Origin of the sequence: Paenibacillus luteus, from assembly GCF_006542765.1 — a bacterium.
Taxonomy (GTDB): domain Bacteria; phylum Bacillota; class Bacilli; order Paenibacillales; family Paenibacillaceae; genus Pristimantibacillus; species Pristimantibacillus luteus.
In genome coordinates, this window is the sequence record NZ_SKCD01000022.1 from 550,510 (window position 1) to 576,566 (window position 26,057).

At 48.3% G+C, this 26,057-nt stretch carries 21 protein-coding genes and 4 pseudogenes; 4 read left to right on the forward strand and 21 right to left on the reverse strand.

Translation table 11 applies throughout. From position 1 onward, the window contains the following. The first annotated feature begins 459 nt into the window (after window positions 1-459). Together E0496_RS18705 and E0496_RS36905 are read left to right on the forward strand one after the other, a co-directional pair. Window positions 460-1,416: pseudogene (locus E0496_RS18705) on the forward strand (IS30 family transposase). A gap of 285 nt (window positions 1,417-1,701) precedes the next feature. Beyond that, the gene (locus E0496_RS36905; protein ID WP_277755866.1) at window positions 1,702-1,833 is read left to right on the forward strand and encodes a hypothetical protein; all 132 of its coding nucleotides are present in this window, start codon (window positions 1,702-1,704) and stop codon (window positions 1,831-1,833) included. A gap of 70 nt (window positions 1,834-1,903) precedes the next feature. Here E0496_RS36905 and E0496_RS18710 read toward each other — a convergent pair whose 3' ends face one another. From E0496_RS18710 to E0496_RS35630, 20 genes and pseudogenes are all read right to left on the reverse strand, one after another. Next, window positions 1,904-2,254: a DUF8042 domain-containing protein gene (locus tag E0496_RS18710; protein WP_141503271.1), complete on the reverse strand. Its 351-nt coding sequence runs from the start codon at window positions 2,252-2,254 to the stop codon at window positions 1,904-1,906. Between the two features lie 69 nt (window positions 2,255-2,323). Next, the gene (locus E0496_RS37075) at window positions 2,324-5,029 is read right to left on the reverse strand and encodes a flagellin N-terminal helical domain-containing protein (protein ID WP_338325867.1); all 2,706 of its coding nucleotides are present in this window, start codon (window positions 5,027-5,029) and stop codon (window positions 2,324-2,326) included. 184 nt (window positions 5,030-5,213) lie between these two features. Continuing rightward, the gene (locus tag E0496_RS18725; protein ID WP_141503272.1) at window positions 5,214-5,384 is read right to left on the reverse strand and encodes a carbon storage regulator; all 171 of its coding nucleotides are present in this window, start codon (window positions 5,382-5,384) and stop codon (window positions 5,214-5,216) included. Between the two features lie 286 nt (window positions 5,385-5,670). After that, window positions 5,671-5,856: a carbon storage regulator gene (locus E0496_RS18730; protein ID WP_141503274.1), complete on the reverse strand. Its 186-nt coding sequence runs from the start codon at window positions 5,854-5,856 to the stop codon at window positions 5,671-5,673. A 107-nt stretch (window positions 5,857-5,963) separates the two neighbouring features. Beyond that, entirely contained in the window at window positions 5,964-6,089 is a 126-nt protein-coding gene (locus E0496_RS36910; protein WP_277755867.1) for a response regulator transcription factor, read from the reverse strand. Between the two features lie 955 nt (window positions 6,090-7,044). Beyond that, window positions 7,045-7,563 (reverse strand): annotated as a pseudogene (gene sigK / locus E0496_RS18740) (RNA polymerase sporulation sigma factor SigK); the annotation flags it as partial. Between the two features lie 409 nt (window positions 7,564-7,972). Then, window positions 7,973-8,752: a 4'-phosphopantetheinyl transferase family protein gene (locus E0496_RS18745; RefSeq protein ID WP_141503278.1), complete on the reverse strand. Its 780-nt coding sequence runs from the start codon at window positions 8,750-8,752 to the stop codon at window positions 7,973-7,975. Then, a complete protein-coding gene (locus E0496_RS18750; protein WP_241674880.1) occupies window positions 8,749-8,973 on the reverse strand; it encodes an MbtH family protein in 225 nt (74 codons plus the stop codon). Before E0496_RS18750 ends, E0496_RS18745 begins: the two co-directional genes overlap by 4 nt. A gap of 5 nt (window positions 8,974-8,978) precedes the next feature. Continuing rightward, window positions 8,979-14,543 (reverse strand): non-ribosomal peptide synthetase/MFS transporter, encoded by a 5,565-nt coding sequence (locus tag E0496_RS18755; RefSeq protein WP_141503279.1) that lies wholly within the window; start codon window positions 14,541-14,543, stop codon window positions 8,979-8,981. Then, window positions 14,536-15,948, reverse strand: a complete 1,413-nt coding sequence (locus E0496_RS18760) for a glycosyltransferase (RefSeq protein ID WP_141503281.1) — start codon at window positions 15,946-15,948, stop codon at window positions 14,536-14,538. The genes E0496_RS18755 and E0496_RS18760 overlap by 8 nt, the downstream gene beginning before the upstream one ends. A 31-nt stretch (window positions 15,949-15,979) precedes the next feature. Continuing rightward, window positions 15,980-17,848: a non-ribosomal peptide synthetase gene (locus tag E0496_RS18765; protein ID WP_161601480.1), complete on the reverse strand. Its 1,869-nt coding sequence runs from the start codon at window positions 17,846-17,848 to the stop codon at window positions 15,980-15,982. 291 nt (window positions 17,849-18,139) lie between these two features. Continuing rightward, window positions 18,140-18,347: pseudogene (locus E0496_RS18770) on the reverse strand (RNA polymerase subunit sigma-70); the annotation flags it as partial. A gap of 86 nt (window positions 18,348-18,433) precedes the next feature. Continuing rightward, on the reverse strand, window positions 18,434-18,625 hold the full coding sequence (locus tag E0496_RS36580; protein WP_161601481.1) for a hypothetical protein: 192 nt from the start codon (window positions 18,623-18,625) through the stop codon (window positions 18,434-18,436). Further along, window positions 18,622-18,774 (reverse strand): hypothetical protein, encoded by a 153-nt coding sequence (locus E0496_RS36585; protein ID WP_241674868.1) that lies wholly within the window; start codon window positions 18,772-18,774, stop codon window positions 18,622-18,624. Before E0496_RS36585 ends, E0496_RS36580 begins: the two co-directional genes overlap by 4 nt. Continuing rightward, the gene (locus E0496_RS35885) at window positions 18,767-18,943 is read right to left on the reverse strand and encodes a hypothetical protein (RefSeq protein ID WP_175598082.1); all 177 of its coding nucleotides are present in this window, start codon (window positions 18,941-18,943) and stop codon (window positions 18,767-18,769) included. The genes E0496_RS36585 and E0496_RS35885 overlap by 8 nt, the downstream gene beginning before the upstream one ends. Window positions 18,944-19,090: 147 nt before the next feature. Continuing rightward, window positions 19,091-19,600, reverse strand: a pseudogene (sigK, locus tag E0496_RS18775) (RNA polymerase sporulation sigma factor SigK). A gap of 200 nt (window positions 19,601-19,800) precedes the next feature. Then, the gene (locus tag E0496_RS18780; RefSeq protein WP_141503285.1) at window positions 19,801-20,940 is read right to left on the reverse strand and encodes a hypothetical protein; all 1,140 of its coding nucleotides are present in this window, start codon (window positions 20,938-20,940) and stop codon (window positions 19,801-19,803) included. 3 nt (window positions 20,941-20,943) lie between these two features. Continuing rightward, a complete protein-coding gene (locus tag E0496_RS18785; RefSeq protein WP_141503287.1) occupies window positions 20,944-21,675 on the reverse strand; it encodes an ATP-binding protein in 732 nt (243 codons plus the stop codon). Window positions 21,676-21,686: 11 nt separating this feature from the next. After that, window positions 21,687-22,274: an HD domain-containing protein gene (locus E0496_RS18790; RefSeq protein ID WP_141503289.1), complete on the reverse strand. Its 588-nt coding sequence runs from the start codon at window positions 22,272-22,274 to the stop codon at window positions 21,687-21,689. Continuing rightward, on the reverse strand, window positions 22,223-22,636 hold the full coding sequence (locus tag E0496_RS35630) for an HD domain-containing protein (protein WP_161601482.1): 414 nt from the start codon (window positions 22,634-22,636) through the stop codon (window positions 22,223-22,225). Before E0496_RS35630 ends, E0496_RS18790 begins: the two co-directional genes overlap by 52 nt. Before the next feature lie 516 nt (window positions 22,637-23,152). On the opposite strand from E0496_RS35630, the gene E0496_RS18795 reads away from it, so the two are divergent. Together E0496_RS18795 and E0496_RS36915 are read left to right on the forward strand one after the other, a co-directional pair. Then, on the forward strand, window positions 23,153-24,070 hold the full coding sequence (locus E0496_RS18795; RefSeq protein ID WP_206669808.1) for a response regulator: 918 nt from the start codon (window positions 23,153-23,155) through the stop codon (window positions 24,068-24,070). Between the two features lie 42 nt (window positions 24,071-24,112). Further along, window positions 24,113-24,235 carry a hypothetical protein gene (locus E0496_RS36915; protein WP_277755868.1) on the forward strand — a complete coding sequence of 41 codons (123 nt, stop codon included), beginning with the start codon at window positions 24,113-24,115 and terminating at the stop codon, window positions 24,233-24,235. Between the two features lie 161 nt (window positions 24,236-24,396). Here the strand turns inward: E0496_RS36915 and E0496_RS18800 are convergent, their stop codons facing one another. Then, entirely contained in the window at window positions 24,397-26,046 is a 1,650-nt protein-coding gene (locus E0496_RS18800) for an S-layer homology domain-containing protein (RefSeq protein ID WP_161601484.1), read from the reverse strand. Between the last annotated feature and the right edge of the window lie 11 nt (window positions 26,047-26,057).

Sequence of the window (26,057 nt, forward strand, 5' to 3'; positions counted from 1 at the left end):
GACTTTCCGATACCTTCTGATTAAAACCGCTGAAGTCTTGTCATGTCTAAGTTCTTGACGAAACAATTCAGATCTAATCGTATTACGTTTAATGGTGGGATCTTGAATAACATTAAAAATCATTTTTACTGCTCTTTTCCTTTCACTTATCTTCTTTTTGGCTCTTTTTTCGATAAAGCAACAATTGGATTGTCATTGCTACCACAAAAACAATTATATATATCGGGAAGTTCTCTCTCATTTCAGAAAAGTTCGATTTAGCTCTTCCTGAAATAATTCCAAGTACAATCAAAATTACGAACCAAGAAATCATTGCAAATGCTGTTATTGTATTTATGAGCTTCTTGTGTTTGACGGATTGTAATATGAAGTGCGACAGATAAAAACAAAGATGCCCATGAAAGGATTCGTATAAAATGGAAGTCACCACAACATACCATTTTCACAGGAGAACCCAACATGAGCTGCTCCCATCTTAGAATAATTGAACGAAGACAACTAGTGACCTTACACCGGCTGGGCTGGTCGACGAGAGCCATCGCGATTCAACTCGGTCGTCATCACTAGACGATTGCACGAGAAATCGCACTCGGGCAGTATCATGAACACGTCGAAGCTATGACCGCACAGGAAGCTAGCCAAGAGCGTAGAACACGGAGTGTGCCACTAGGTAAGTTCATACCAGAACTAGGCTCAGAGCTTCGTGAGAAACTAGAGAAGACGTGGTCTCCGGAGCAGATGGCTGAGAAGCGACGCATGGATGGGAAGCCTTTTGCGTGCTTTAAGACAATCTATCGCTGGCTCTATGACGGTAGACTGACGGTCTCCGAGACGCAGGTTTTGCGTCACAAAGGCAAGCGACGAAAACCCTTAGAAACACGAGGGAAGTTCCTTGTCGGCACTCCGATCTGTCAGCGCCCAAAAGAAGTCTGCAAACGTACGACGTTTGGTCATTGGAAGCTTGATACGGTCGTGTTTAGTCGTAGGAAGAGCAAGGCTTGTGCAGCCACCTTCATTGAGCGTAAAACACGCCTTTACTTCACTGTGAATATGGCTGATCGCACCGCCCATTCTATGGAAATAGCTTTTGGTGTCGCGGCTAGCCAGTACCCTAAAGGGAGCTATCAGACCGCTACAACAGATCATGGCAAGGAGTTTGCCTGCTATACAGCGTTAGAGAACCTCTATGATATTCAGGTTTATTTCGCAGATCCCTATTCCTCTTGGCAGCATGGATCCAACGAAAACGCCAATGGTCGGTTAAGAGAATTCTTTCCTAAGGAGCATGATTTCGCCATGGTATCTGATGAAGAATTAGCAGATGCTGTCCACCGTATTAATCACCGGCCTCGTAAATGTCTAGGCTGGAAATCTGCATACAAAGCTTTCATGGACGAACTGTGGCACATAGCTTGAAAAACCATCGTAATAGCATAGGTTTATCAAGTGTCAAATTGAATTGCTTGTATTTGGGGGATTTTATGGAGTTTAAACAATACATTGTGTAGGCCCAGGCTTAAACCCAACATTAGCGGTTGACGAATTCCATTGAACTGAAGTAAGGGTGAAAATGGAAAAACATCTGCAAATCCTGTATTGTTGTAAGTCCTACCAAACAACAACAGGATATGACAGATGCCACTACAGTAGATCAAAGAACTACTCGGATTATCAGAGCTTCAACGACAACGAAATGTCTCCATGGACACCCAGGAAGTTCATCTGGAATCATCGCCAGTGACCTCTATACAGACGTATGCCATTTGGATTCCGAACAAGACGAAAGATAGCTACCAGCAGCAACACGAATTGCAGCTGGATTCAATCATGTAGACGCTGCTCCAACGTTTATTGGGAATATCGCATCATCCTCAATTAATATCAGCTGTTTGGATATGCATATTCAAGCGATTTGCTCTAACTCTACTTTCCATTTCATATAATCCAGTCGAAGCGTATATTGAACGATAGATTGCACCATGTTCCTATTATTCTGCTCAAATGCTGCAGTTGCCTTTTCCAGAGTATTATGCAAAGCTAGTGACGCTTCTACTAATGATTCCAACGATTTTTGAACGGGAAGGATTTGAATAGATTTTTCCATATAAAAAAAGACCTCCACCCACTCGCAAAACAATCGGATTGCATCCTCCAAATATCCATCGCTTAATCTCTGTTGTATGTATTCGAGTGCATATAGACAGGTTTCAGCTAACTCTATGATTTGTTCGATCATTTCAGTGTGTTTTTCCACTTGGCATGCCCTCCATCTTTATAAGAAAGAGACTCTAGGAAGCCTAGAGTCTCCATTTCACTTAATTCTTTAACGTAGCAATTGAAGTACACCTTGAGGCTGTTGATTAGCCTGAGCAAGCATTGCTTGCGCAGCTTGAGAAAGGATATTATTTTTCGTGAACTCCATCATTTCCTTCGCCATATCAACATCACGGATACGTGATTCAGCTGCAGTTAGATTCTCGGAGGATGTACCAAGATTGTTTATGGTATGCTCTAGACGGTTTTGGAAAGCACCCAGCTTAGAACGCTCATTCGATACCTTATTAATTGCATTATCAAGCACTTCTATTGCTGCCGTTGCTTTCTCCGACGTTGTTACATCCAGTCCATACTCTGCGCCTGTATTATTTGTACCATTAGTCACATCGTGACTGGCAGTGAAGGATGCATCTGTAACTGTACCATGGGCTGCACTTGCACTGGTACCGGAAATACCAAGAGCTATGGAACGCATATCTCCAACATCGACCGTTAACGTTTGGCCATTGTTAGCCCCGATTTGCATTTTCAATCCGTTGTCCGTAGCATCTGTACCGGCAGTAACTTTAGCATCAGTACCTGTTAGCTTCAACGTTTTGGCAAGCTCGTCTGCGCCAATTGTTACAGTGCCTGCAGCACCTTTAGAGCCTGATGAAATAACGAATTTCCCATTTTCAAGACTTACTGTAGCTTCTGCCAGCTTTGGATCAGCAGCTCTAATTTGAGACTGTAGATCAGACGCCAAGCTGCCAGTTGTGTAACTGCCAACGTTCAAATCTATGTTCACGTTGATTCCATCAATGGTCAGGGTACCTTTGTCATTCGCGTTTCTGCCTTGCTCCATTACTGCCGAAGACAAACCTACTGCTGAAGAAGCTGTTCCAGTCGTTGCCCCAATTTTACTGTCTTCACCAGTGAGGCTATTGGTAATGACTAGTTTGTTATCAGCATTGAAAGATGCTACGGCATTGCCTGTTCCGAATGCTGTATTCAACTTGCCGTTAAGGTCAGTTAAGAATGTTGCTTGGCTGGCTGCATTGGTAAAGTCATAATTGCCGTCTGCAAGCGTAATTTCTTTTGTTGATCCGCCAATGGTGATCGCCAGCTTGTTGTTGCCAACGCCTTCATTGCCTTCAACGTACGAAGATCCGATAAGTGCCTTTGCACCACCACTATCAAAAGTGAACGTATCGTTATCATCAGTTGTTGTAAACACTAATTTGTTATTATTATCAAAGCCAACAGTCATGCTGGCAAAGTCACCACCAAGCGCCTGAAGCTTCGCTTGGATATCAGCAGCGAATTGAGTAGCACCATCACCACCGCCAGCGCTGTAATCAGCAGTTGCCAGGCTAATGGTTTCAGTTGTGCCATTCAATGTAACTGTCAATTGGTTGTTCTCAGTACCTTGAACGTATGTGGCATTTCCTGTATCCAGACCCAATTGTGCAGCAGCGGAACCGCCGATGCTCGTAATTGAACTGGAGCTACCAGTAACGCCATTCGTCAGTACAAGTTTATTCGATGCGTCAAGCGAAGCAACGACGTTACCCGCACCAAAAGCACCGTTCAATTTGGTATTAATATCTGTCAATAAGGCGGTACGACCAGCAGCATCCGTTAGATCATATTCAGCCGCAGCTAATTCGATCGTTTGAGTGTTGCCGCCTACGGTTAAAGTCAGCTCATTATTCCTTACATCGGCGCCTGCGATAAGCTCGGAAGAAAGAGCATTTGTTGTAAGATGTTCGAGCGCATTCCCGCCTGTAATTTCAAATGTATCTGTTGCGTTATCGGTCTTGAATACGATTTTATTATTAGCGTCCAAATCGACTGTCACATTGGCAAAGGAAGGATCAGCTGCCGCAATCTTCGTTTGGAGATCAGCTAAGAAATCTGCTTTTCCAGTAGCGCTTCCCGTATAGTCAACTACTGCTAGTGAGATATTCTTGCTGACACCATTAAGGTTCAAGGTCAGTTCGTTGTTACCAGCATCTACGTTAGGTCCGTTTACAGTCGAATAAGCGGTTTGTGATGTGATCGTCTTGCCTTGAGTAGTAGCATCAAACACACTGAATGACGCTCCTAAACTTGCAATATTAACACCACCAGTAGCTGTCGCCGATGTTACTTTTACATTTGGACCGCTGTTAACAGCAGCATGGTTAGCATACGCTACATTACCTGTAACGGTCTTGCCGCCTACTTGCGAAATGTTTACGCTGGTAACAGCTTGGCCTGTAGCCGAAGCCTTCGTACTCGCATCAATAATTGATACATTGCCTGTTACCGCTGCACCCGCAACCGCTGCTGTTTGATGTTTCTGTACATTTAATTCACCTTTGAGCAGGCTCTTTTTATTGAACTCTGTTGTATTACCAATACGGTTAATTTCGGATGTTAACTGGTTCATTTCCTCTTGAATGGCTGAACGGTCTTCCGTGGAGTTCGTTCCGTTCGCTGATTGTGTAGCCAACTCGCGCATACGTTGAAGTATGGAATGCGTTTCACTCAACGCGCCTTCTGCGGTTTGGATCAAGGAAATGGCATCTTGGGAGTTGCGTTGTGCCTGATCCAAACCTCGGATCTGACTGCGCATTTTTTCAGAGATGGCTAAGCCTGCTGCATCGTCACCTGCGCGGTTAATCCGAAGCCCCGATGATAACTTCTCTAAATTTTTGCCTGCTTGCGTGCTATTGGCACCTAACTGGCGGTGAGTGTTCAAAGCTGCGATGTTGTGATTAATTCTCATTCTTATTACCTCCGTGTGGTTGTATTGAATGCAGATCCTTTTGCATTCTTAAAGCATTTGAACATGTCCTTTGCAAGTTCTAGCTGAATTGCGCGCCAATCCAATCCATCTCCTGCAAATTCCTTCTCTTGCTCGTCCTTGATATAACCACTCGTCCTTAAATGGCATAAACTAACCTATATAATCAACTTACATTTTTGTTTTTTTCTTCAACTAACTCTCCCCGTACGATCGAGATATGCTTGGGTGCATCAATTGCAAGTCGCAGATGGCCTTCATCACTTTTGACAACCTTAACCACAATATTGTTATCGATGATAATGTACTCTCCAGGCTTCCTACCTAGTACTAGCATGACTCTCTCCCCTTAATAGTTAGAATAAAAAAAGATGAGCAAACAAGCCGCTGCCATTCTTCATCCTGAAGAGTGACAATCCACTTGGTTGCTCATCCATAAGTCTTATAAACTACATTGGTAATCGAAAAAAGGGAAAAGGACGAGTAAATAAGCGTATACATTCAAGCTTTATACTTGAATGTATCTACTTATTCACTCGTCCTTGAGTGATGATTCATATCCTTATATACAGTATATCGACATCTGCATAAATATTATTAGCTTTTTTTAAAAAAAGTAAAAATTATTTTTGGGACTCCAGCAAGGATGAATGTTTCTGCTCTTCGAATAATTCCCCGCGCATGATCTGAATGTCCCGAGGAGCATCAATCGCAAGACGCAAAAGTCCATCTTTGCTTTTTACGACTTTAACAATAATCTTCTCATTAATAACAACATATTCTCCTGGCTTTCTTCCTAGCACTAGCATTTCCCTCTCTCCTTTATGTCCTTTCTAATGCCTATATCCTATTCCTATCGGTCAGGAAAGTGATCTAACTAAAGATATATTTCGTTAGTTTACTTAGAGAATCGGTATTACTTTACTTGCAGTTTTCCGAATATGTGGGAAGTATGACTTTTTACAGTTCCTTCTGTAATGTCTAATCGCGGGGCAATCTCTTTATTGGAAAAACTCTCTTTCCATCCGCTGCTTAGATTCAAATGATGTACAATCTAAAACAGATACTCGTCCAAGGTATTAGATTGATAAAAATGTATAATGATCCCTTTCTATTAATATCAAGCAAAGTATGTCCCACAGGTGACATTGCTACGACAACGCTTACAAGCAAGACGCAAGTATGGAACATACAGACAACTCCTTCGAATCAAGATACTCAGATGCCGAGCTTTGCGCGGTTTGTTACGACCGTCACACTTCACGTCTTGCTCTGAATCGCAAATGGTATACGTCTGTTTATAGGTCACTGGCGATGCCTCCAGATCAACTTCCTAATATTCATGGAGACAATTCGTTGTAATTGAAACACTATTAATTCGAGTGATTCGTTGATCTACTAGAGTGTCATCTTTCATATTCCATTGCTGTTTGGCAGGGCTTTTGACAATAGAAGATATAATAAATTTCCATTTTAATACTTTTTTTACATTTAAATAGTATTCTTACGACTGCTAATTTTGTATTTGAGCCACAAATCTACAAATATTCCTTCCAAATATAGCATAGTAAATTGCTCTACATATAAAATGTAAAGAAAACTTTATGTTCGCCCTTGCTACGCACTAACGGCAACCAGCATATATCCTGTCACCTGAATCGAAACCATTCTCTCAGAATTGGCGGGGTTTCGTGGACCAGACCAACCATCAGATAAACCATATGCAGAACAATCATCACACTTTTGGGGGACCCTTAGCCACCACAAACACAGAAGCCCGAATGCTAGATACACTCGGGCTTAAATATACAGGTAAATGCGGTTCCAAACTAATACTTCCTTACGAGCGACATACAGCATTCAACATGTGACGTGTGTACACAGAAAAAAACCAAACGACATCTCTGCCATTTGGTTTCATTTATTGAAATAAGATCTCGTTTCCCTATTACAAACAGTCAATAAAATCGGATGTTCTGTATGAGCTTAAATCAGTCTCAACGCTTCGCCTTATAAAACTCATGATAAAGCTTCATCAGCGCCCTTTTCTCAATCCGCGACACATAACTCCGTGAGATCCCCAATTCCTTCGCAATCTCCCGCTGCGTCCGTTCATCCCCGCCATGCTCCAAACCAAACCGACCAATAACAACTTCCTTCTCCCGGTCATCCAATATATCAAGATTTTTATAAATCTTGCTCTTCTCAATCTTCAGCTGCACCTTATCCACGATATCATCAGCCTCAGTACCGAGGATATCAATCAGTGTAATCTCATTACCTTCCTTATCCGTGCCAATCGGGTCATGCAAAGAAACGTCCTTCCGGGTTTTCTTAAGCGACCGCAGATGCATAAGTATTTCGTTCTCAATACAGCGAGCCGCGAACGTCGCGAGCTTCGTGCCTTTCCCGGTCTGAAAGCTCTCGATCGCTTTGATCAATCCAATCGTGCCGATGGAGATTAGATCCTCTAAATCTTCCCCGGTATTGTCAAATTTTTTGACATTATGCACACAAGCCCATGTAAAAAACCGATATCAGCCTGAGCGCTGGATCGGTTTATTCCCTTTATTTATTTCTCGCTATAAGCGTTCGCTCGATACGTAGTACCCATTCTGGCAATGCAGAAGTGTATGGTTTTATTTGCTTCCAATCAGCTTCCATTACAATTTCTCCATCGGCACCACTATTATCAACCATTGAGGCTACTCGAGAAACGAAGGAGACACTACAAAGCCAATTGCAAAGGATCTGTTGCCTCCATCACCGCTTCTCCACAAACGCCTGCTCCTGCTGATTTTGTACCTCTTGCTGTATCCGACCGTCCTCCCGCCATCCGCGGAGCATTAGGTTGTTGTCGTGGGCTCGACAGTAGAGATCAAATACAGCATAGTCAACATTGCGGCCAGTTTGGACCGTTAATCGTTAATGCAATCTGGCCGCATCCACCACAAATATACGGCTAGGCCAGCAATCGGTAGCGGAACACACCGTCAGCATATAGTCCAGGTCCAGCTCGAACTGTCGTAAATGCCAGCCGCATAACTCCGGCGTTTGGCCTTCCACCGCGGATCGAAGCATCGGAGGGGCTGAGGCCCCCATCGCTTCCACGCCTATATTTTCCCCTCCCGCCGCTTCGGCGACCGTGCCAGGAAGGGAGACGCCTCCCTCCTGCACTACGCTGAACGAGTCCAGGGGGATCGATAAACCTTTGCCCACTGCCTTTATACAGCTTTCTTTGGCTGTCCAGATACGATAAAACAGCCGGTCCCGGCCTTCCGCGGAATGGTTGCTCAATGCCTCGTATTCGCTGGTGGCGAACATGGCGCGCGCAAGCTCCATATCCGCCTTTCCGATTACCTCGATATCGATGCCGATGGACTCCGTATGAAACGCCGCAACCGTCCATGCCCCGGAGTGGGATACGTTGAATTGCACCTCGTTTCCACGGAGATACGGCTTGTTATACGCGTTTTTAACAAACTGAAGCTTTGCGGCAACCAGCCCGAATTGAACGCGCAGCACATACCGGACCAACATATCGCCGGCAAGCGATCGCCATTGATCCTGCCAATGATGGAACCGGGAGACGCGGAGCGCTCTGTCCGCCGGCACCAGCGAAGCCCAGCGTGCTATGCGCTCGCAGTCCTGCCGCGTGTTCCGGGGATTCATCCGCACCGCGTAGATTACCGGGGTCGTTCTCATGTCAGCCGAAGGCTGCGCGGCGTCAGATCGCTCCAGACTTCATTGACATAAGTCATGCAGTCTTCCTTCGTGCCGGTTTTACCTGCATCGCTCCAACCAGCCGGGTTCGCCATGGCGAGCGGCCACAGGGCGTATTGCTCCTCCTCGTTGACGACGACCTTGTAAAGAGACTCTTTCTTCATTTCCGTTGTTCCATCGACCATACGCTTATCCTCCTCCATTATTTTCACGCTCCGACTCCCATTTGACGATCGGCGCGATTCTGCAATTGATCCTTGTCCCGGATGATAACCGCGTCAGGCACGGCATCCGGCAATATCGTCTCCATGTGGCGAAGCTGGGGATAACTCATTCCGATTACGGCCCAAATGAACAAGATTAGTCCAATCCCCGTAATCAGCAAGCCCATTCCGCCGGCGGGGCCGAACAATCCAGCTTCGGAAATACCCCTGGGCAGCGACGACGCAAGAGGCGCGAATAAGGATGCGACGAGCGGACCAGCCAATAGGAAACTGAGCGGTCTCATGCTAAAGGCCATGACCTGATTCGTGGCTAGAACGCGTCCCTGAAGCTCCAGTCCGACCTTTGTCTGAATGAGTGCCAACCAATGCGTGTTGATGAGCGCAAGCGCCATGCCAAAGCCAAACAGCCCGACCGCTGCCGTAGCGAGCGAAGGATAGATGCCTACGACCGCGATCGACAGTCCCGTCAGCATGACGAAGCCAACCATGCCGTCCGCTCTTCGGTCGAATCCGCCCCAAATCGTCATCAGAATCGAACCTATCAGAAGTCCCGCTCCTTCAAAGGCGATGACCAAACCAACCTTGTCCGCTGTCATGAACTGCATGAGAAAAGGCGTGGTCAACACGTTGTACAAGCTCATAAAGAAGTTGACGACAATGAAAAAAACAACCATCGCGACCAGACTCTTACGGTTAACGATGTATTTCCAGCCCCCGATGATTTCCTTGATCATCGGCTCCTCCCGTTTTTTGAACATCAGGTTCGGGAAACGGAGCAAGGACAAAATCAGAATGGATGCGCTTAGCAGCACCAGATCGATCAAGACGATGCGCTGCAAGCCGATCAAAACGACCAAAGCTCCGCCCATCGCCGGAGCCATAATCCCGTTCAGCGACATGACGAGCTGTCCTAATCCGTTGGCGTGGCCCAAGTACCTTTTGGGAATGAGCTGCGCCGTGGCCGCCTGATACGCCGGCATCGTAAAGGCGTTTGCAATAGACCCCAGACCCGCCGCCAAGTAAATGGCCCACAACGAGAGCGCATCCAGATAAAGCATCGTGGCGATGAAAATAACGGAACAAAGTGCCAGCATCTGGCCCACAAGCATAACCTTCCGTCTGTCGTAACGGTCCACTACCGCGCCGGCGATGGGGAGCAGCAGCAGAGTCGGCAGGATGGCGTAAAGCGATATCGTCGCATAATCCGAAATCGAGCCCGTCCGACCGTATACCCAAATCCCCAGCGCAAAGCCGGTCAGTGACGTGCCGATCGTCGCGATGATCAGACACAGCGTCACCAGCAGAAATGATTTGACGCTTGGCTGCACGTCCTTCGTCGCTTGATCCCTAACCGGTGCGGCCGCGGCACTCAGCGCCTCGGAGTCCGTAAGCCGCTCCGTTCTCCGAATCGGCGCGTCTTCCTTTTCTTCGTCCCACCGGCGGATTTGCTGCGACATAATTTTGGCAACGTGATCGGCCTGATGCTTATGGAAGTAGTGGCCGGCACGCTCCACCACATGCAAACGCACATCATGGCTGAAATCCCGCCACTCCTCATACCGCTCCTCGTAAAATTCGGTCATCCGGTCAGCACTGCCCACGATGCACGACACGGGCGCCTTCAGCTTGGGCCTCTCTGGCAGCGCGAACAGTGTCGTGTAATAGTCCTCGGCTTCCCGCGCGTCGTGGCGCATGTTGCGAAGCGCGAATTTTTGCTCAGCCGTAGAGATTTCGTCGTCGAACCCGCCGAAGGCGCGCAGCATGTCGCGGGCGAACTTGTCGGACGTCCACTTCTCGCGAGGGAACAGAGTATGCCACCATTCCGTCAGCTTGAACGGCAGACGAGCTCCGGGAAAAGTACCCGCCATAAAAACGCCGTTCACATCGTAACCGCTCTCCTGCAGCATAAACGCGGTACGCAAAACCATCGCTCCGCCCAGGCAGTGTCCGTAGAGATAGACCTCTCCCTTTGCCTTGCCGCGGATTTCTTCAGCGATCCGGGAAGCCGTCTCCTCCAGACTGGCCTGGAGCTGTTCAGGTCGGCTGAAATCATGGCCTGGAAGTTCCACAGCATGCAGCGCAAAGTTAGCGGGCAGCACCTTGGCAAGCGGTTGAAAGGTGATAGCGCTGCCCCCGCCATACGGCACGCAAACCAGCGTCACCGTTTTGCCTCCGATGGTGGAGGCCTTCTTGAATTCAATGAGCAGGTCGTCGCCTCGCTTCGATCCGGACGCCAGATGCTCGGCCAGCTCCCGCACGGTGGAGTATTGAAACAAGTCCATGACCCCGAACGCGCTGCCCATCTTGCGCACGACCTTGATCGCCTTGAACGAATCGCCGCCCAGATCAAAAAAGTCGTTATCGACGCCGATTCCCTCCAAGCCGAGCACCTCCTGCCAAACCCCGGCGATTTCCCGCTCTTCCTTCGTCTGCGGCGGTGCGTATTGGCTTTCGCCTGCGCGGTTGTCAGCGCTTGGGGCAGGCAACAACGCACGATCCAGCTTTCCGTTGCCGTTCAACGGCAGGCGATCGATCTCAACAAAGGCCGACGGAAGCATGTATTCGGGCAAAATGCTCTTAAGCTGCTTTCGTATTGCGCTTCCGTCAAGCCGCGCGCCCGTCGTTTCCCCCGACTCGGGGTCGTCCTCCGAACGCTGCGCGGGCACTAAATAGGCAACCAGCCGTTTATCGCCCGGCTCGTCCTCGCGCACAACCACCACGGCGTCGCGCACGCCTTCGGCCTGAAGCAGCGCCTGCTCGATTTCCCCCGTCTCAACCCGGTAACCGCGAATTTTGACCTGCTGGTCCATTCGCCCGATAAATTGGATAATCCCGCTTGGCAAGTGGCGAACAAGATCGCCGGTCCGGTACATTAAGGCGCCAGGCCTGCCGGCAAGGCGGTCCGGAACAAACCGTTCCGCCGTCAAGTCCGGCCTTCCGTAATAGCCCCTCGTGACGGCGCTCCCGCCGATGTACAATTCGCCGATGGCGCCTTGCGGCACCGGCTGGAGATAAGCATTCAGCACGTATACCGGCACGTTCGGAATGGGGCGTCCAAGCGGAAGCACCGCATGGTGATCCTGCTCGCCCGCTTCGTCCGGCACTTCGTAGGCCAAAACGGATACGGTCGTTTCCGTCGGACCGTAATGATTCTGAATCCGACACTCCGGCCGCAGACGGCGAATCGCGGCGACGGTCCCCCAATGCGAGGCTTCGCCCGCCAATATCAAAACCTCGCGAGGCACGACGACTGCGGGGTCTGCTACGCCAAGCAGCGCCTCCATATGGCTCGGGACGATCTTCATGACGTCGATCGGATGGGCTTCGCAATAAGCCGCAAACGCGTCGGGATCAGCCGCACGCTCGTAAGGGATAACGTGTAAAGCGCCTCCCGTGGCAAACGCGCACCAAATCATCGGCGTGCCAAGATCGGCCGCCAGCGTACTCACGATGGCAAAATGCAAGCCTTTCTTCAACGAAAGCCTTCCCATAATTCCTTCGAGGTAATTGGAGTAGCTGCGATGCGCCACCGCCACCCCCTTGGGCTTGCCCGTTGATCCCGAGGTGAACAGTACGTACATCAAGTCGTCCGGCCTCGCGATGATTGACGGATTGCGGCTTTCTTCGCGGGCAATGGCTTCCCGCTCCCCGTCAAGCGACACAATCCGATAGCGAACAGACGCGGCTTCCGCCTCCGCTGCCCAAAAAGCGGTGGCCGCCATGGCTTCTTCGGTCACAATGACCGACACCGCCGCCTCCCTCGCTATCATGCGTAAGCGTTCTTCTGGCAATTTGGGATCCAGCGGCACATAAGCGCCTCCCGCCTTCAGTATGCCGAGCATGCCGACGATGATATCGGCGTTGCGCTCCATAAAGAGCCCCACCGTCTCGTTGCGTCCCACCTTCCGTTTCCGCAGGTAATGTGCCAGACGATTAGCCCGTTCATTCAGCTCGCGGTAAGTCAGCATTCCGCCTTCGCCGTAAACCGCGGCGGCATCCGGCGTCAACTCCGCCTGACGCTCCGCCAAGAGATGGGGCAGCGCATCGGACACCGGCGACCGCGAGGCGTTCCATTCGGTCAGAACCTTTTCCATTTCCGGCTCGGACAATGCCGCGGCGGCATATAGCGGCAGCTCGGCGTCTTCCAAAACCCGCTCCAGGATCGTCACGTAATGCTCCGCCATTCGAGAGATCGTCGACTCGCGGAACAAGTCGGGTCTGTACGTCAGCGTAACTTCCATGCCGGACCGGATATTTTCGAATATCGTCATCGTCAAATCCAGCACGCCGCCCCGCGTCCGATCCCCCACAAACGGCAATATTTCCAGGCCGGGCAAATTCACCATCGCCTGGCCGTGGCGCTCGAATAGAAACATCGTGTCGAAAAACAGGGAATGTCCGTTGACGCGCTCCGGATTCATCACTTCCACGATACGGTCGAACGGCAAATCCTGATGGTCGTTGGCTTCCATAACCGTATCGCGCACAGAGAGCATGAAGTCGCGGAAGGTTCCCGTCATGTCGACGGAGGAACGGAGGGCAAGCGTATTGGCGAAAAAACCGGCCAGCTTTTCGATTTCCCTCTTTCCGCGATTGGCCATGGGCGTGCCCACTACAATTTCGTTTTTTCCGTTGTAGCTTGCAAGCAACACCTTATAGACGGCCAGCAAAAGAACAAACGGCGTGCATCCGAGCCCCTTGCCCCTTTCCCGGATTCGCTCGGAGAACGACGCAGCCAGTCGAAGGCTGAAAAAGCCGGTTTTTCGCTCCACCTGGATCGATGGCCGCGGATAGTCGGTCGGCAAGTCCAAGGTCGCCGGGGGAGGCGTCAGCTTTTCCATCCAATAACGCAGCTGGTTCTCGTGCTCCTTCCCTCTCATCCATTCCCTTTGCCAGACGGCAAAATCCGGATATTGAATGCTCAGCTCCGGAAGATTTGGCATTTCACCCGTCGTGATGCCTCGGTAGATCGCCGCAAGCTCCTCGTCGAACACGTCCGCCGACCAGCCGTCGTATATTAAATGATGCGTCATCCAGACGAGGACGTGTTTGCTTGCCCCCATGCGAAAAAGCATAGCCTTGACGAGCGGCCCGTTCAGAAAATCGTACGGCACCGTCGCTTCTTTCTCCATCCGCTCGTAAACCTTGGTTTCGTCATCCATTACAACGACCGGCAGATCGATCGTCAGCTCCGGAGCAATGATCTGTACAAATTCGTCGTTTTCGTAGGCGATGACGGCGCGCATGATTTCGTGCCGCTTGACGATTTCATTCAAGGTCATATGCAAGGCCGCGACGTCCAACTCGCCGATCAACGTATAGCCGTTAGCGAAATTGTAGCGGTCGGTGCCGGGCATAAGCTCTTCGAAAAACATGATCCGGTGCTGCGGAAAAGATAACGGAAATCGGTTCGGTCCCGGCTCGCGGGGCAGCTTCGGAATAGCCGACGAATCTGCTTCCGCCTTTGCCTTTTGCTGCTTGGCCTTCAGCGCGAGCAGGATGCGCCGTTCCTTCGACATTTGCTCCAGGCTCTCGATGATTTTACTCATGTAGCGCCCCCTTTGCGGAAAACGGCGCTTTTCCAAGCTGGCGCTGAGCCAGGAGCTGCGCGAGCAAGGAACGCTTGCTTGCCGACATCTCACGGCCGCCGGCCGCCTTAGCCCGGCTTCCGGCGACCGCGTTATCGTCGCAGGATGCCGCGGTGAGCCTCGACGATTTATAGTCTTTTTCCAATGCCGCGGAATCAATGGCGAATTCCGGTCGCCCGACAACGGATTCCATGGCCGCGCAAGCCGCCTCCATCGTATCGTGCTCCTCCAGCACCTTCGCCAACTGTCGGCAGCGCTCTTTTACCAGTGGGGATTGCATGCCTTTTATGGCGTTTGCGATTAACTCCGGCTGCCACTGCAGCGGGGGCAAATAATCGCCGATGCCGAGATGTTTGATCCGCATTCCGTTATCCGGCCTATCCGTATCGGCCGCCAGCGCGAGCTGAGGAACGGCCGAAGCCATCGCGCCCGTGATCGTACCGATGCCGCCGTGGTGGATGACGCCTCCGACAAGCGGATAAACGCCCGCCAGCGGCAATATTTTGTACCAGACGATATGGTCCGGAAGCTCTTCCTGGATGAATTCCTCGTGCCTAGTAACGAGTATCGCTCGCCCTCCGGACGCTTTGACGCCTTCGATCGCGGCGTGGTAAAAGTTTGGCTTTATCATTTTGCCGGTGCCGCCTGTAATGAGCAGCGGGGGCTCGCCTGCCGCAATAAATGACAGCAAGCCGTCGGGCAATGGTTCGTATTCGGTATCGTCCGCCAGCGGGAATCCGACGGTTTCCACCTTCAGCGCCCATGTCGGCGCCTCCACCGCCTCATCGAAGCTTTGGTGCCAGAAGCCGACGTTTTTGTTAACGGCCCCCATCCATGACGTCCAGTTGGCGACGGGCGACAAGCCCAAGTCGCAGCGAAACTTGTTGATGAGCGATATGGCGAAGTCGAGGCCAAGCTCCTCCCAAATATGGAGCTGCGTCACGTAGTTTGGAGCCAATACACCGGTAACGATAGGCACCCCCATCATCTCGGATACGATCATCGCGACAAAGCCGTCCCTTTCTTTGCAGATGAGGACGGAATGCTCCTCCCGACATAGCTCGGTCAACATATCGTATTCCTTCCGGAACTTCTCCATGGAGTAATACTTTCGTTGATACGCTTCGTAGAGATCGGGCTTGTTCAAAGGGTCCTCCATCATGTAGAGGTCCTTCATGATCTCGGTATATTCCTCCGGTTCGTCGATGCCCCTGAACGCGATGCCGGCCTTATCAGCGAGCGGCTTGAACGCTCCATGCGTAACAAGCGTCGCCTTGTGCCCGCGCCTCCGAAGCGCCGAAGCCAGCCTTAGAAACGGCAATACGTCGCCATTGGTCATGTGCGTGCTTAGAACAAAATTTGCCACAAATATTATCCTCCCGTCACTCTGCCGCCTCTCACTTGAGCAGCTCCTCGATTTCCTTTTCGGACAAATGCTCCAGCTCGCCCAGCATCGCGTTCAGTTCGGCATCGTCGGTATCCTCGAGCAAGCCGGTTTCGATGATGGACGCAAGCGCCCGAATCGTCGTTCCCCGGGTCAACATGTCCTTGAGTGACACCTTAACACCGAATACATCGCCGCAGCGTACCAAGATCTGCGTCGCGACGAGCGAATGTCCGCCCAGGTCGATAAAATCGTCGTCTATTCCGATTTGATCGAAGCTGAAAAATTGTGACCAAATAACGGCAAGCTCCTTCTGAATGAACGTTTCCGGAGGCACGAAGGCATGAGCGATCATGAGCCGCGATAGGGTCGGGCTTGGCAATTGCTTCCGGTCGGTTTTCCCACTTGGCGTCAGGGGGAACGTCTCCATTTCAACGAAATACGATGGAATCATATAATCCGGTAGGGTCTGCTGCAGATGGCCCCTGAGCTCGCTGACCGAGGGCGAGTAAACATGATCCGGTATAAAATAAGCGCATATGCGCTCGTCTCCCGGCTGGTCCTCGCGCACAACCGCCACGGCTTGACGGACGCCGACATGCTGCTCCAGCACTGAGCAGATTTCTCCCAGTTCGATGCGAAAGCCCCTCACTTTAACTTGGTCGTCGTTACGTCCAAGACATTCCAGATTGCCGTCCTGAAGCCATCGCCCGAGGTCCCCGGTATGGTACATGCGCGCCCCTGGCTTCCCTCCGTACGGGTTGGGAACGAATCGTTCAGCCGTTAGATCGGGCCTGCCGGCATAGCCACGCGCAAGTCCGATTCCACTAATGAAAAGCTCCCCCGTTTCTCCCTGGGCGACATGTTCGTAGCGGTCGTTCAGCACGTACATGGCGTTTTCGGCAATGACTGTGCCGATCGGTATAACAGTCCGTTCCGGCTGACGGTCGCTGGTCCAATTGGTAACGAAAACGGCGGCTTCCGTCGGACCGTACAAATTATGAAGCCGCGCCGACATCAGAGAACAGAACCGTTCGTTCAGCGTAGGGGACAACGGCTCGCCACATAAGAACACATGGCGGAGGAACGGCAAATCCTCGCATTGATCCGCGCTCAGGAACGTTTGGAGCATAGTAGGAACAAATTGCACAAACGAAATCTGCTCACTCTTGATTATCTCCCATAAATATGCATTATCCAGATGCCCCTTCGGCTTTGCAATAACGAGACACGCGCCACACATATGCGGCCAAAAAAACTCCCACACCGATACATCGAAGCTGTACGGCGATTTTTGCAAAAGCTTGTCATTCTCCCCCATTACGAATGTTTGCTGAAGCCATCGAAGCCGGTTGACGATGGCGGCATGGGTATTCATCGCGCCTTTCGGCCGCCCCGTCGACCCCGAGGTGTAAAACATATAAGCCAAATGGCCGTCCCGCGTGCGAGCTGTCCCGTTATCACTTCCTTTTCCGTTTTCCTGCAGCACCGAGTCTAACTCGTCCGCAATCCATACGTCTCCCTCAAGCTCATCGAAAAGACCACTAAATTGGCGCTGCGTCAACACGAGCCCCACCTGGCTGTCCTTGACCATGTAAGCGAGCCTGTCCTTGGGGTAATCCGGGTCGAGCGGCACGTAAGCGCCCCCGGCCTTCAATACGGCATATAAGGCGACTACCATTTCGATTGAGCGCTCCATACCAATGCCAACAAGCTTGTCGGGTCCGATGCCGCTGCGCCGCAACCGCTGAGCCAGCGCGTCCGAGCGGCGGTTCAGCTCCGCGTAGGTCACGGATTCCCCCTGAAATCTGACGGCTTCACGGTCCGGCGTCCGTTCGACTTGCTGTTCGAATAACTCATGGATCAAGCTTTTAGCTTCCATGCCAGCCCTCCTCTTTTTATTTTCCATCAAGTATTTTCCATATCTGTATAGCAATTATGCTACTTGATTGCGATAGGAAGCGCTAATGCTGGAATGACCATGTTGTCGCTCAAATGACATTTACGCAAAAACGGTGATTTCAGCCAGTCGACGCAAAGCAGGCTGATGCCCATATGTTCCTGTACGGTAGATTGTAAGCACAAATAGAAAGGAACGCACATCATCGTGACGTGGTAACTTGTGCCCGAAGGTTGATGCGGTTATTATGACCCATCACATCACGCCCGAAGACCCAAACCTTCCAATAACAACTTCCTTCTCCCTATCATCCAATATGTCTAAATTCTTATATATCTTGCTCTTCTCAATCTTGAGCTTTATCCGCCACGTCGTCGAACTCCGTGCCCAGGATGTCGATTAACGTGATCTCATTTCCCTCTTTGTCCGTGCCGATTGATATCAAATCTTCGAGATCTTCCCCAGTGTTATCGAATTTTTGACATTGTGTACACAACTCGATGTCATTTCAAGCATCATTCATGGTATTAAAAATGAACCAACCTTTGTGATGTCACATCGATTGGTTCATTCAACAGTATCTATTTCATATTGTAAGTGCTGTTCTATCGCTTTCACCCAATTAGGAATAGTCTTGGACATATAGTTTATTACATTATGGTTTACATAAGCTTCCAATACAATCACACCATCTAAGTCACTATTATCAATAACAATTAAGTGATCAAGAAGGTATAGATGCGCAAGCAGATTCTTCATAGAGGTTTGGTCTCTTCTAATGATGTCTTCTGTAGGAATATCATGTCCACACTAATCCCAAGTCGATCGATAATTAGATTGCGAATGGTGCTCTTTCCGCTGCCATTATTCCCTGCGAATACAAAAATAACAGCAGTTGGTTCACTCATGATCATTTTCCTGTTTATCAATTTGTTCGATATTCCCATTGCTATATTCTTTCATAAACTGCCCATCTTTTGTTTTATAAACGACGTAGGTATCATTAGCCTTTGCATCTAACTTGGCTCTATCCCCAGTTAGCTTTATCAGTTTTTGTAGATCCTGTATACGATTCATAACTTCCCTCCGGCCATTCAGTATTTATGATCAGCAATCTTATATTTGAAGTGTATCACAGAACGTGTCCTAAGATGACACAACCCGCATTAGCGTTCAAACACAAAAATAGACTGCTCTAAAAGAACAGTCTGAATCGAAATCTATCTAACGCTTCGCCTTATAAAACTCATGATAAAGCTTCATGAGCGCCCTTTTCTCAATTCGCGACACGTAGCTGCGACTAATCCCCAGCTCCTTCGCAATCTCCCGCTGCGTCCGCTCATCCCCGCCATGCTCCAAACCAAACCGACCAATAACAACTTCTTTCTCGCGGTCATCCAATATATCAAGATTTTTATAAATCTTGCTCTTCTCAATCTTCAGCTGCACCTTATCCACGATATCATCAGCCTCTGTACCGAGGATATCGATCAACGTGATCTCGTTGCCTTCTTTATCCGTGCCGATCGGATCGTGCAGCGATACGTCCTTGCGCGTCTTTTTCAAAGAACGCAGATGCATAAGTATTTCGTTCTCAATACAGCGAGCCGCGAACGTCGCGAGCTACGTACCTTTTCCCGTTTGGAAGCTCTCGGTGGCTTTAATCAATCCAATCGTGCCGATGGAGATTAGATCCTCTAAATCTTCCCCGGTATTGTCGAATTTTTTGACTATGTGTACATAACCCGATGTAAATTAAACAAACGTATTCTTATCACTACCGTTATAAAGATATGCTATGATAGTATTTTGTTCCTATAACATATTCCTAATGTTTCCGCACTCCACATATGTCGTATGCGGAAACAAATTAATACAAATTTCATAATCTCTGAATGAGGAACTTCATCAGAACGAAAACTACTTATGTGTACCTACATATACTCCGACAAATACTTGAAAGCTTGTGGATATTTTTTTCTCCTCTCCTTTAAATCGTATGGGATAAACACTTCATCTGCAAAGCACTTATCCAAAACCTCTTCAACATATTTATTTAATTCTTCAATTTTTTCTTTATCGTGATTATTAAATTTTCTGAATTTCTTTGGGGATATATATATTTCAATTAGAGCATCTACTTTTAACCCATTCTCACTTTCAAAAAAAGAATCATCAATTGTAGCTGAAGGGGGATTATTCATGATAATACTAACCATATTACCCAACTCTTTTTCCATTTTCAATCTACTCCATATGTCCTTCCTCATTTCAATTCCTCCATTTAACAATGCTACTCCAAGCTGTTTGGGAAGATAAATTCTTTTTGAATCTATTCTGAAATCATGTATAAAACTCGATTCATAAAGCGTATTTTTCACCAACTGATTCGAATGCGATATCGGATGATTGCAGAGAATTGCATATTCTAAGTAAGACCATATAGTGCAAGATAGTTTTTGTGAAGTTTTAGTCCAAATTTGGACAATTTTATTTGTTTTGAGCTTTTTAATATTACGAGTATAAGGAAGACAATAACCCGCTTTTGACAAGATGAGTGATTCTTCTCCTACTAAGACTCTCTTACCATCTTCATCCACTATTCTATTGGCTCTTAGTATTGGATGATTGAAATACGTTGTATCGCTGACTAATTTAGCGCTATTCGGTTTACGCATTATGAGTTTTGCCAACATATCTAGAATCAAGCTTTGAAACAATTCTTTTTCAAATGGAAGCTCACTGTCTCCATCCAGTTTATCCCTAGTTAAGGTCAGCGGCATGGATCCTTCATAATCAAGTACCGCAACTGAGGGCATTTCATCCATTGAAGGGTACGAATTGTGAAAGGGGGCTCGGCTTCTATAACCATTAGGAATTATGATTCCATTACAAAGCAATGTCGGATCATAGAACTGCTTTGAAGCTACATCTTCAAATTTCCATAAGACTTTACCAAACCTTTGTACTTTAATAACTCTCCAATCATTAATGTCAGCAGCAGTATGATACTTATTGAATCCGGCTCGTCCCCAATCAGTTGGGAAACTATAGTGAATCTCAGGTTTGTTCAACACCTACCATGCGAACCATGCTGGTTCACTTCTATTTGAATGATAATCACTTTCCACCTGATTCTTTAATTCTTGTAATGACTTTTCATTAAGTTTGATCCTTATTGTAGTCCCGACAAAACGATCTATAGTATTACTTACTTCAATCTGAGTACTATCCAAACTTGCCGTAAAAGAATATCCTCGTTCCGAGTTAATATTTTTCGTTGTGACCTCAAGTTGATCTCCTAATAAAAAGGCGGAAAGTACTCCTACTCCAAATCGACCGCTTCGAGTAATCTGGGTTTCTCCATCCACTGTAAAATTCATTATCCAATCCTTATTGTTCCTATAAGATGCTCCTGCTTTAAAAAAGTACTGAATGATGACTTCTGGTGACATTCCCATACCATTATCTTCAATTTGGAAATAATAATCGAAATCAGTCTGGTAGACACCTACCTTAATTTCCGATTTGTATTCACCTATCACTGCCCTTGTTTTATAAAGGTGTTCAAGCTCCCTACATGCATCAACTGAATTCTGAATAAGTTCTCTCACGCCGTAACTCGGTTTGCCACCGTACAAGGGCGATACAAGTAGCTTGATAACCTCTGGATCACTGTTGAATATCGTCTTATTAGGAATAAATGGAAGAGAATCTACATACGATTTGTTTTCAAGATTTGACCGTATTCTTCTTATGGAAATTTTCAATTTGTTTAATTCTTTATACCTTCCGTAAACTTCCCCCATTATGGCCCAACTTAAATCAATTTCATTTTGAATATTTTAAACAAAGATTCTAATTTAAGAAACTCCACACTATTGCTTGGTCTTGCATTTACAAAAAGAGTCTCAGGATCTTCATGGTTCTGATTCATGTCTTTAATGTTCTGATGAAGATTCCATTCTAATATAGAAACAGGGCTGGAAAACGATGATATTTGTAAAATTCTAGCTGGGGCACGTTCGGAAGTAATATGAAGATAGTCAGAAATCCTTAAAACCACCATAAGATAGATAACTTTAATATTATATGGAGTACGACAATCATGATGCTTTTCTAATAGATAAGAGAATGTAGAACGCAAATTCATTCCATGACTTCGGCTAATAAAGCCTATAATATCCATTATTTCAAAATCTAAATCAATAGTAAAAGATAAATCGCTCTCATTTGCCAACGGGAAACCAGATAATGCAATTTCATGAGCCATTCTCGGATGATGTCGACGAATGAACTCTCCAATAAACATTTTATCGCTTTCAGAATACTCATGTTTATCTTTTGAAAATTCTGTTAGTAGTAACTTTTTTTGCCGAAAATCTCTTGTCGCTTTTTCCCACTCCATTTCTTTGACTCTTGCAGGTACTTATTCCATTCTTCCAACCATGTTAAATTGTCAATTCCCTTAATTACTTCTTGTTTTCCTTTTCCCAGAAATCTATTAAACCCTTCAAAGGTAAGATGCATGCCAAGATCATGTGCCAAAATGGACAAAATCAAGATTGCAATATCTCTAGCATTTAGAAGACTAAGGCTCTCACCGATCAAATACTTGGAATTCGCTAAAACTGCTTCTACATATGAACAATCATGCTTTGTATACTCTGGGAAAAACTCAAATTTACTTTCTTGAATGATTTCCTCAAACCGCGAGATTGTTGACCTTACGATCCCTGCAAGATATGTGTCGTTATCAAGAACATCCATAAGTTCTTTGGGAATAATTATGTATCAATCCCTCCTTCCCACTAAAACATATGCTGCATATATACCTATAATTACACCATACCTCACTAGCGTTGCGTAAAACCCCTAAATCTCAGAAAAGCAACTATGCAAAAAAAAGGAATTAAATAAAAAACTCCCCCCACTATGAAGTAAGGAGAGCACTATTGGTGCTATGAGGAAAACCTTAAGATCAGAGAACGAAATGATGCTGTTGACAAAGCTGATATTCGTGTTCGACTGCAATATCTTCGCAACAGATAATACGTTCAAGCATTCCCTCATAGCCGCCATCTACGCGATACAATTCCTCGTACTTCCAGCAGTACCAGTAACGGACTTGTGCCGGCAGCACCTCCTAACCATTTTAGGGCCCGCACCGTGAGTCGAATCATGACCGAGCGCCTGCTGTAAATTTAGGAGCTAATTAACCCGAGCCGGGAATATTGGCTCCCCATTCCTCTACCACCTCCTCGGTTTAATATGCTTGAAATGTTCTTGCTTCGAACAGGCAAGGTCGAAATCACTGGACGGTTCTCCAATGCATACGAAGCGATCGAAACGATCCAACACAATGCCACAGCGGATGTCTGGTTTCTGGATATTGAGATGCCCGGGATGACCGGGCTAGAGCTGGCAGAGCATATTCATTCCAGTGATCCGAACGCTGCCATCGTATTCGTCACAGCCTATCACCAATATGCCATTGAAGCGTTCGATACAGCCGCAGTCGATTACTTGCTTAAGCCTGTGGAAATGGCGCGACTGATGAAGACGATTGAACGAATTTCGAAAGAGGCTCCCGATCGATCTCTCCCGAGAGCTCAAGCGAAGGAATCGCAATTGCAGGTCCAACTGCTTGGACCATTCTATGTTGGCAAGATGGACGGCACCAGCTTGAACTGGAGAACCGCCAAAGAAAAGGAGTTATTCTCCTATCTGCTGCTGCACAAAACTGCCGTTCATCGAGATAAGCTCATTGCACAGCTATGGCCAGATGAACGATACGAGAAATCCAAAATTTATTTACATACATGTGTCAGCTTTCTTAGAAAGGACTTGCGGAAATGCGGACTTGACAATGTCATTCTTTATGAGCAGGAAGCTTATCGGTTAGATGCTCAACAAGTAAGCTCTGATTATATGGCGATTATGAGCTGCATACCAAGCGAAACGAATGATCGACAGCTGTCTATCCGTGAGATGGAAGAGATACTGAAGCTGTATCAAGGCGGCTTGCTGAAAGACGAAGATTATCCTTGGGCCTATGAGGCTGCTGCACAAGTGGACATTGTTGTGGTCACACTATTCTTGAAGCTTATTAAGCAGTATATGGAGCAGGAAGAATATAGCCTCACCGTCAAAGCAGCCATGCAAGTGATTGCTCTTTCTCCTTATGAGGAAGAATCATATTGAATTCTCATGCAAGCGTATATGTCACTCGGTAAGCACGATCGAGTGCTACAAACTTATCGTTGGCTTGAAGAGAAGCTTGGTGAGCTCCGCATCCAGCCTTCCTTGCTGACGAAGCAGGTTTTTGAACAAATTCAGTTGGATGACTTAGACTTAGTCCAAGAATGACGAGTAAAGACGCTCCAACGCCACTGGATGAGTGAGTTGGAAGCGTCTTTTGTTTTTTTGACTCTCGCTCCAATCGCTATAACTAGCAAAAATCTCATAGAAAAAGGACATGGTGCATAGAAAACACCATGTCCTTTCTTTGGGAAGTACCCAGTCAGACGCTATTCGATTTTCGTTTCGCCACCTTCGGCGCGCAATTGGAATTTATGATCTTTGGAAGCTTCCTCAATATCTTCGAAAGCCCAATGCTTCTTCGGAACGTCCGGCCAGCTCGGTACCGTCAACCCGTACAGTGGACCGCGCTTCAGCAACCGATTGAGGATCGTGACCGCTTCCGCTCGCGTCAGCGGCTGTTCCGGCTTGAAGCTGCCTTCCGGATAACCGGTCATGGCGCCAGCTTTCATAACGCGGGCAATCGTCTGCTCCGCCCAGTGGCCTTTCGTATCTTTTGCCTTCGTTGACGCCATGTCATTCAGCTTCAGCCACTGCATAACGATGGCAGCCATTTCGGCTCTCGTAATTTTGTTCTCCGGCTTGAATGTTCCGTTCGGATAGCCTTTCATCAGGCCCATGCGCTGTACGTCCATAATGCTCTGGTATGCCCAGTATTTGCCGAGCACGTCAGGAAACGTAGATACGCTGCTCTGACCCGCTTCGTGCACACGGACGAGCAAGGAGGCCATTTCGGCTCTCGTGATTTTGTTCTCCGGCTTAAACTTTCCGTCCGGATAGCCTTTCACGTATGCCGTGTGCTTGTCCTTGGCACCTGCTTGATCATCGTTGCCATTGCTGCTATTGCCGCCTAACGAGCCTAGCCGAACAAGCGCAAACGTACTGAACTTGCCGATTTCGATCTCGATCCCGTAGGGCGATCCGTTCCGGTTCACAATCGTCCCGGCGACGAGTTCCTTCTCGCCGTCGTGGTGCTCGATGTAAACGCGAAGCGAGTTCAGATAAGACGCCGAATCGCCGACCGGCACGATGCCGTTGAACGGAATTAGCAGCTTCGTCAGGTAGCTAGTATAGTTCGTCTCGATCTTCTGGAGGGTGCCGACCACTTCCGCGTTCGTACCGCCCGCCGCCTGCCGCACGACAGGATCCCCGACGATCTGGCCGGCTAGCGCCTCCCGCTGGAGAGCGCTGCGAACCGGCACGATGCGGAAGTACAAATCCATCGCCTGCTTGCGCATTTGCTGCAGCACATCGTTCGCGATCGTGAGCACCGCCGTCTCGCTTTCCACCTGGAACGTCATGCCGTAGTTCGCCAACGTCGAGACGCTGCCCGCCTGAACTTCCACTGCCAGCTCGTCCGACACGTCGCCCGGCAACTGATCCATGAGAAGCCGGGATAACTTTTCTCCGGTTTCCTGTCCCCGGTCGACGATCTGGTCGGCCGATGATACGTCCACGATCGTTTTGTCGATTTTTGTGCCGTCGGACATCACAATGCGGGTAATGCCGAGCGCCTTGGAATAGCCGCCCGTTTCCCCGACGACGTTCACCGTGCGGACGTTGTCCGTAACCGACGATTTGCTCGTCGTTTTGCTCTTGACGATAAGCAGGAAAGGCCGCTTGGCCTTCTTGTCGCCTTTGGACACGGTGGCGGTAATAACGACGCTCCGTTCATCGTCCTGCCGTTTGACCTGGCCTTTGATTTCCGTTCCCTGCGGCGCTCCGATCACGATGACGTCCGGCTGGCTCGATACCCAGGAAACTTGCGTTTCATGCTTGCCGACGGACAGCATGTACAAATCGGAGGTGACGCTTTCCCACGTATCCCCGTTGCTGAATCCGATGGTTAAGCTGTTCAAAGCGTCCTCCA

Bases quoted from the DNA above. Each gene is read 5' to 3' on its own strand.
- E0496_RS36905 (WP_277755866.1), top strand. From the start codon at position 1,702: ATGGACACCCAGGAAGTTCATCTGGAATCATCGCCAGTGACCTCTATA.
- E0496_RS37075 (WP_338325867.1), bottom strand. From the start codon at position 5,029: ATGAGAATTAATCACAACATCGCAGCTTTGAACACTCACCGCCAGTTA.
- E0496_RS18725 (WP_141503272.1), bottom strand. From the start codon at position 5,384: ATGCTAGTACTAGGTAGGAAGCCTGGAGAGTACATTATCATCGATAAC.
- E0496_RS18730 (WP_141503274.1), bottom strand. From the start codon at position 5,856: ATGCTAGTGCTAGGAAGAAAGCCAGGAGAATATGTTGTTATTAATGAG.
- E0496_RS18745 (WP_141503278.1), bottom strand. From the start codon at position 8,752: ATGAGAACGACCCCGGTAATCTACGCGGTGCGGATGAATCCCCGGAAC.
- E0496_RS18750 (WP_241674880.1), bottom strand. From the start codon at position 8,973: ATGGAGGAGGATAAGCGTATGGTCGATGGAACAACGGAAATGAAGAAA.
- E0496_RS18755 (WP_141503279.1), bottom strand. From the start codon at position 14,543: ATGAGTAAAATCATCGAGAGCCTGGAGCAAATGTCGAAGGAACGGCGC.
- E0496_RS18765 (WP_161601480.1), bottom strand. From the start codon at position 17,848: ATGGAAGCTAAAAGCTTGATCCATGAGTTATTCGAACAGCAAGTCGAA.
- E0496_RS36580 (WP_161601481.1), bottom strand. From the start codon at position 18,625: ATGAAGAATCTGCTTGCGCATCTATACCTTCTTGATCACTTAATTGTT.
- E0496_RS36585 (WP_241674868.1), bottom strand. From the start codon at position 18,774: ATGAGTGAACCAACTGCTGTTATTTTTGTATTCGCAGGGAATAATGGC.
- E0496_RS35885 (WP_175598082.1), bottom strand. From the start codon at position 18,943: ATGAATCGTATACAGGATCTACAAAAACTGATAAAGCTAACTGGGGAT.
- E0496_RS18785 (WP_141503287.1), bottom strand. From the start codon at position 21,675: ATGGGGGAAGTTTACGGAAGGTATAAAGAATTAAACAAATTGAAAATT.
- E0496_RS18790 (WP_141503289.1), bottom strand. From the start codon at position 22,274: ATGGAGTGGGAAAAAGCGACAAGAGATTTTCGGCAAAAAAAGTTACTA.
- E0496_RS35630 (WP_161601482.1), bottom strand. From the start codon at position 22,636: ATGGATGTTCTTGATAACGACACATATCTTGCAGGGATCGTAAGGTCA.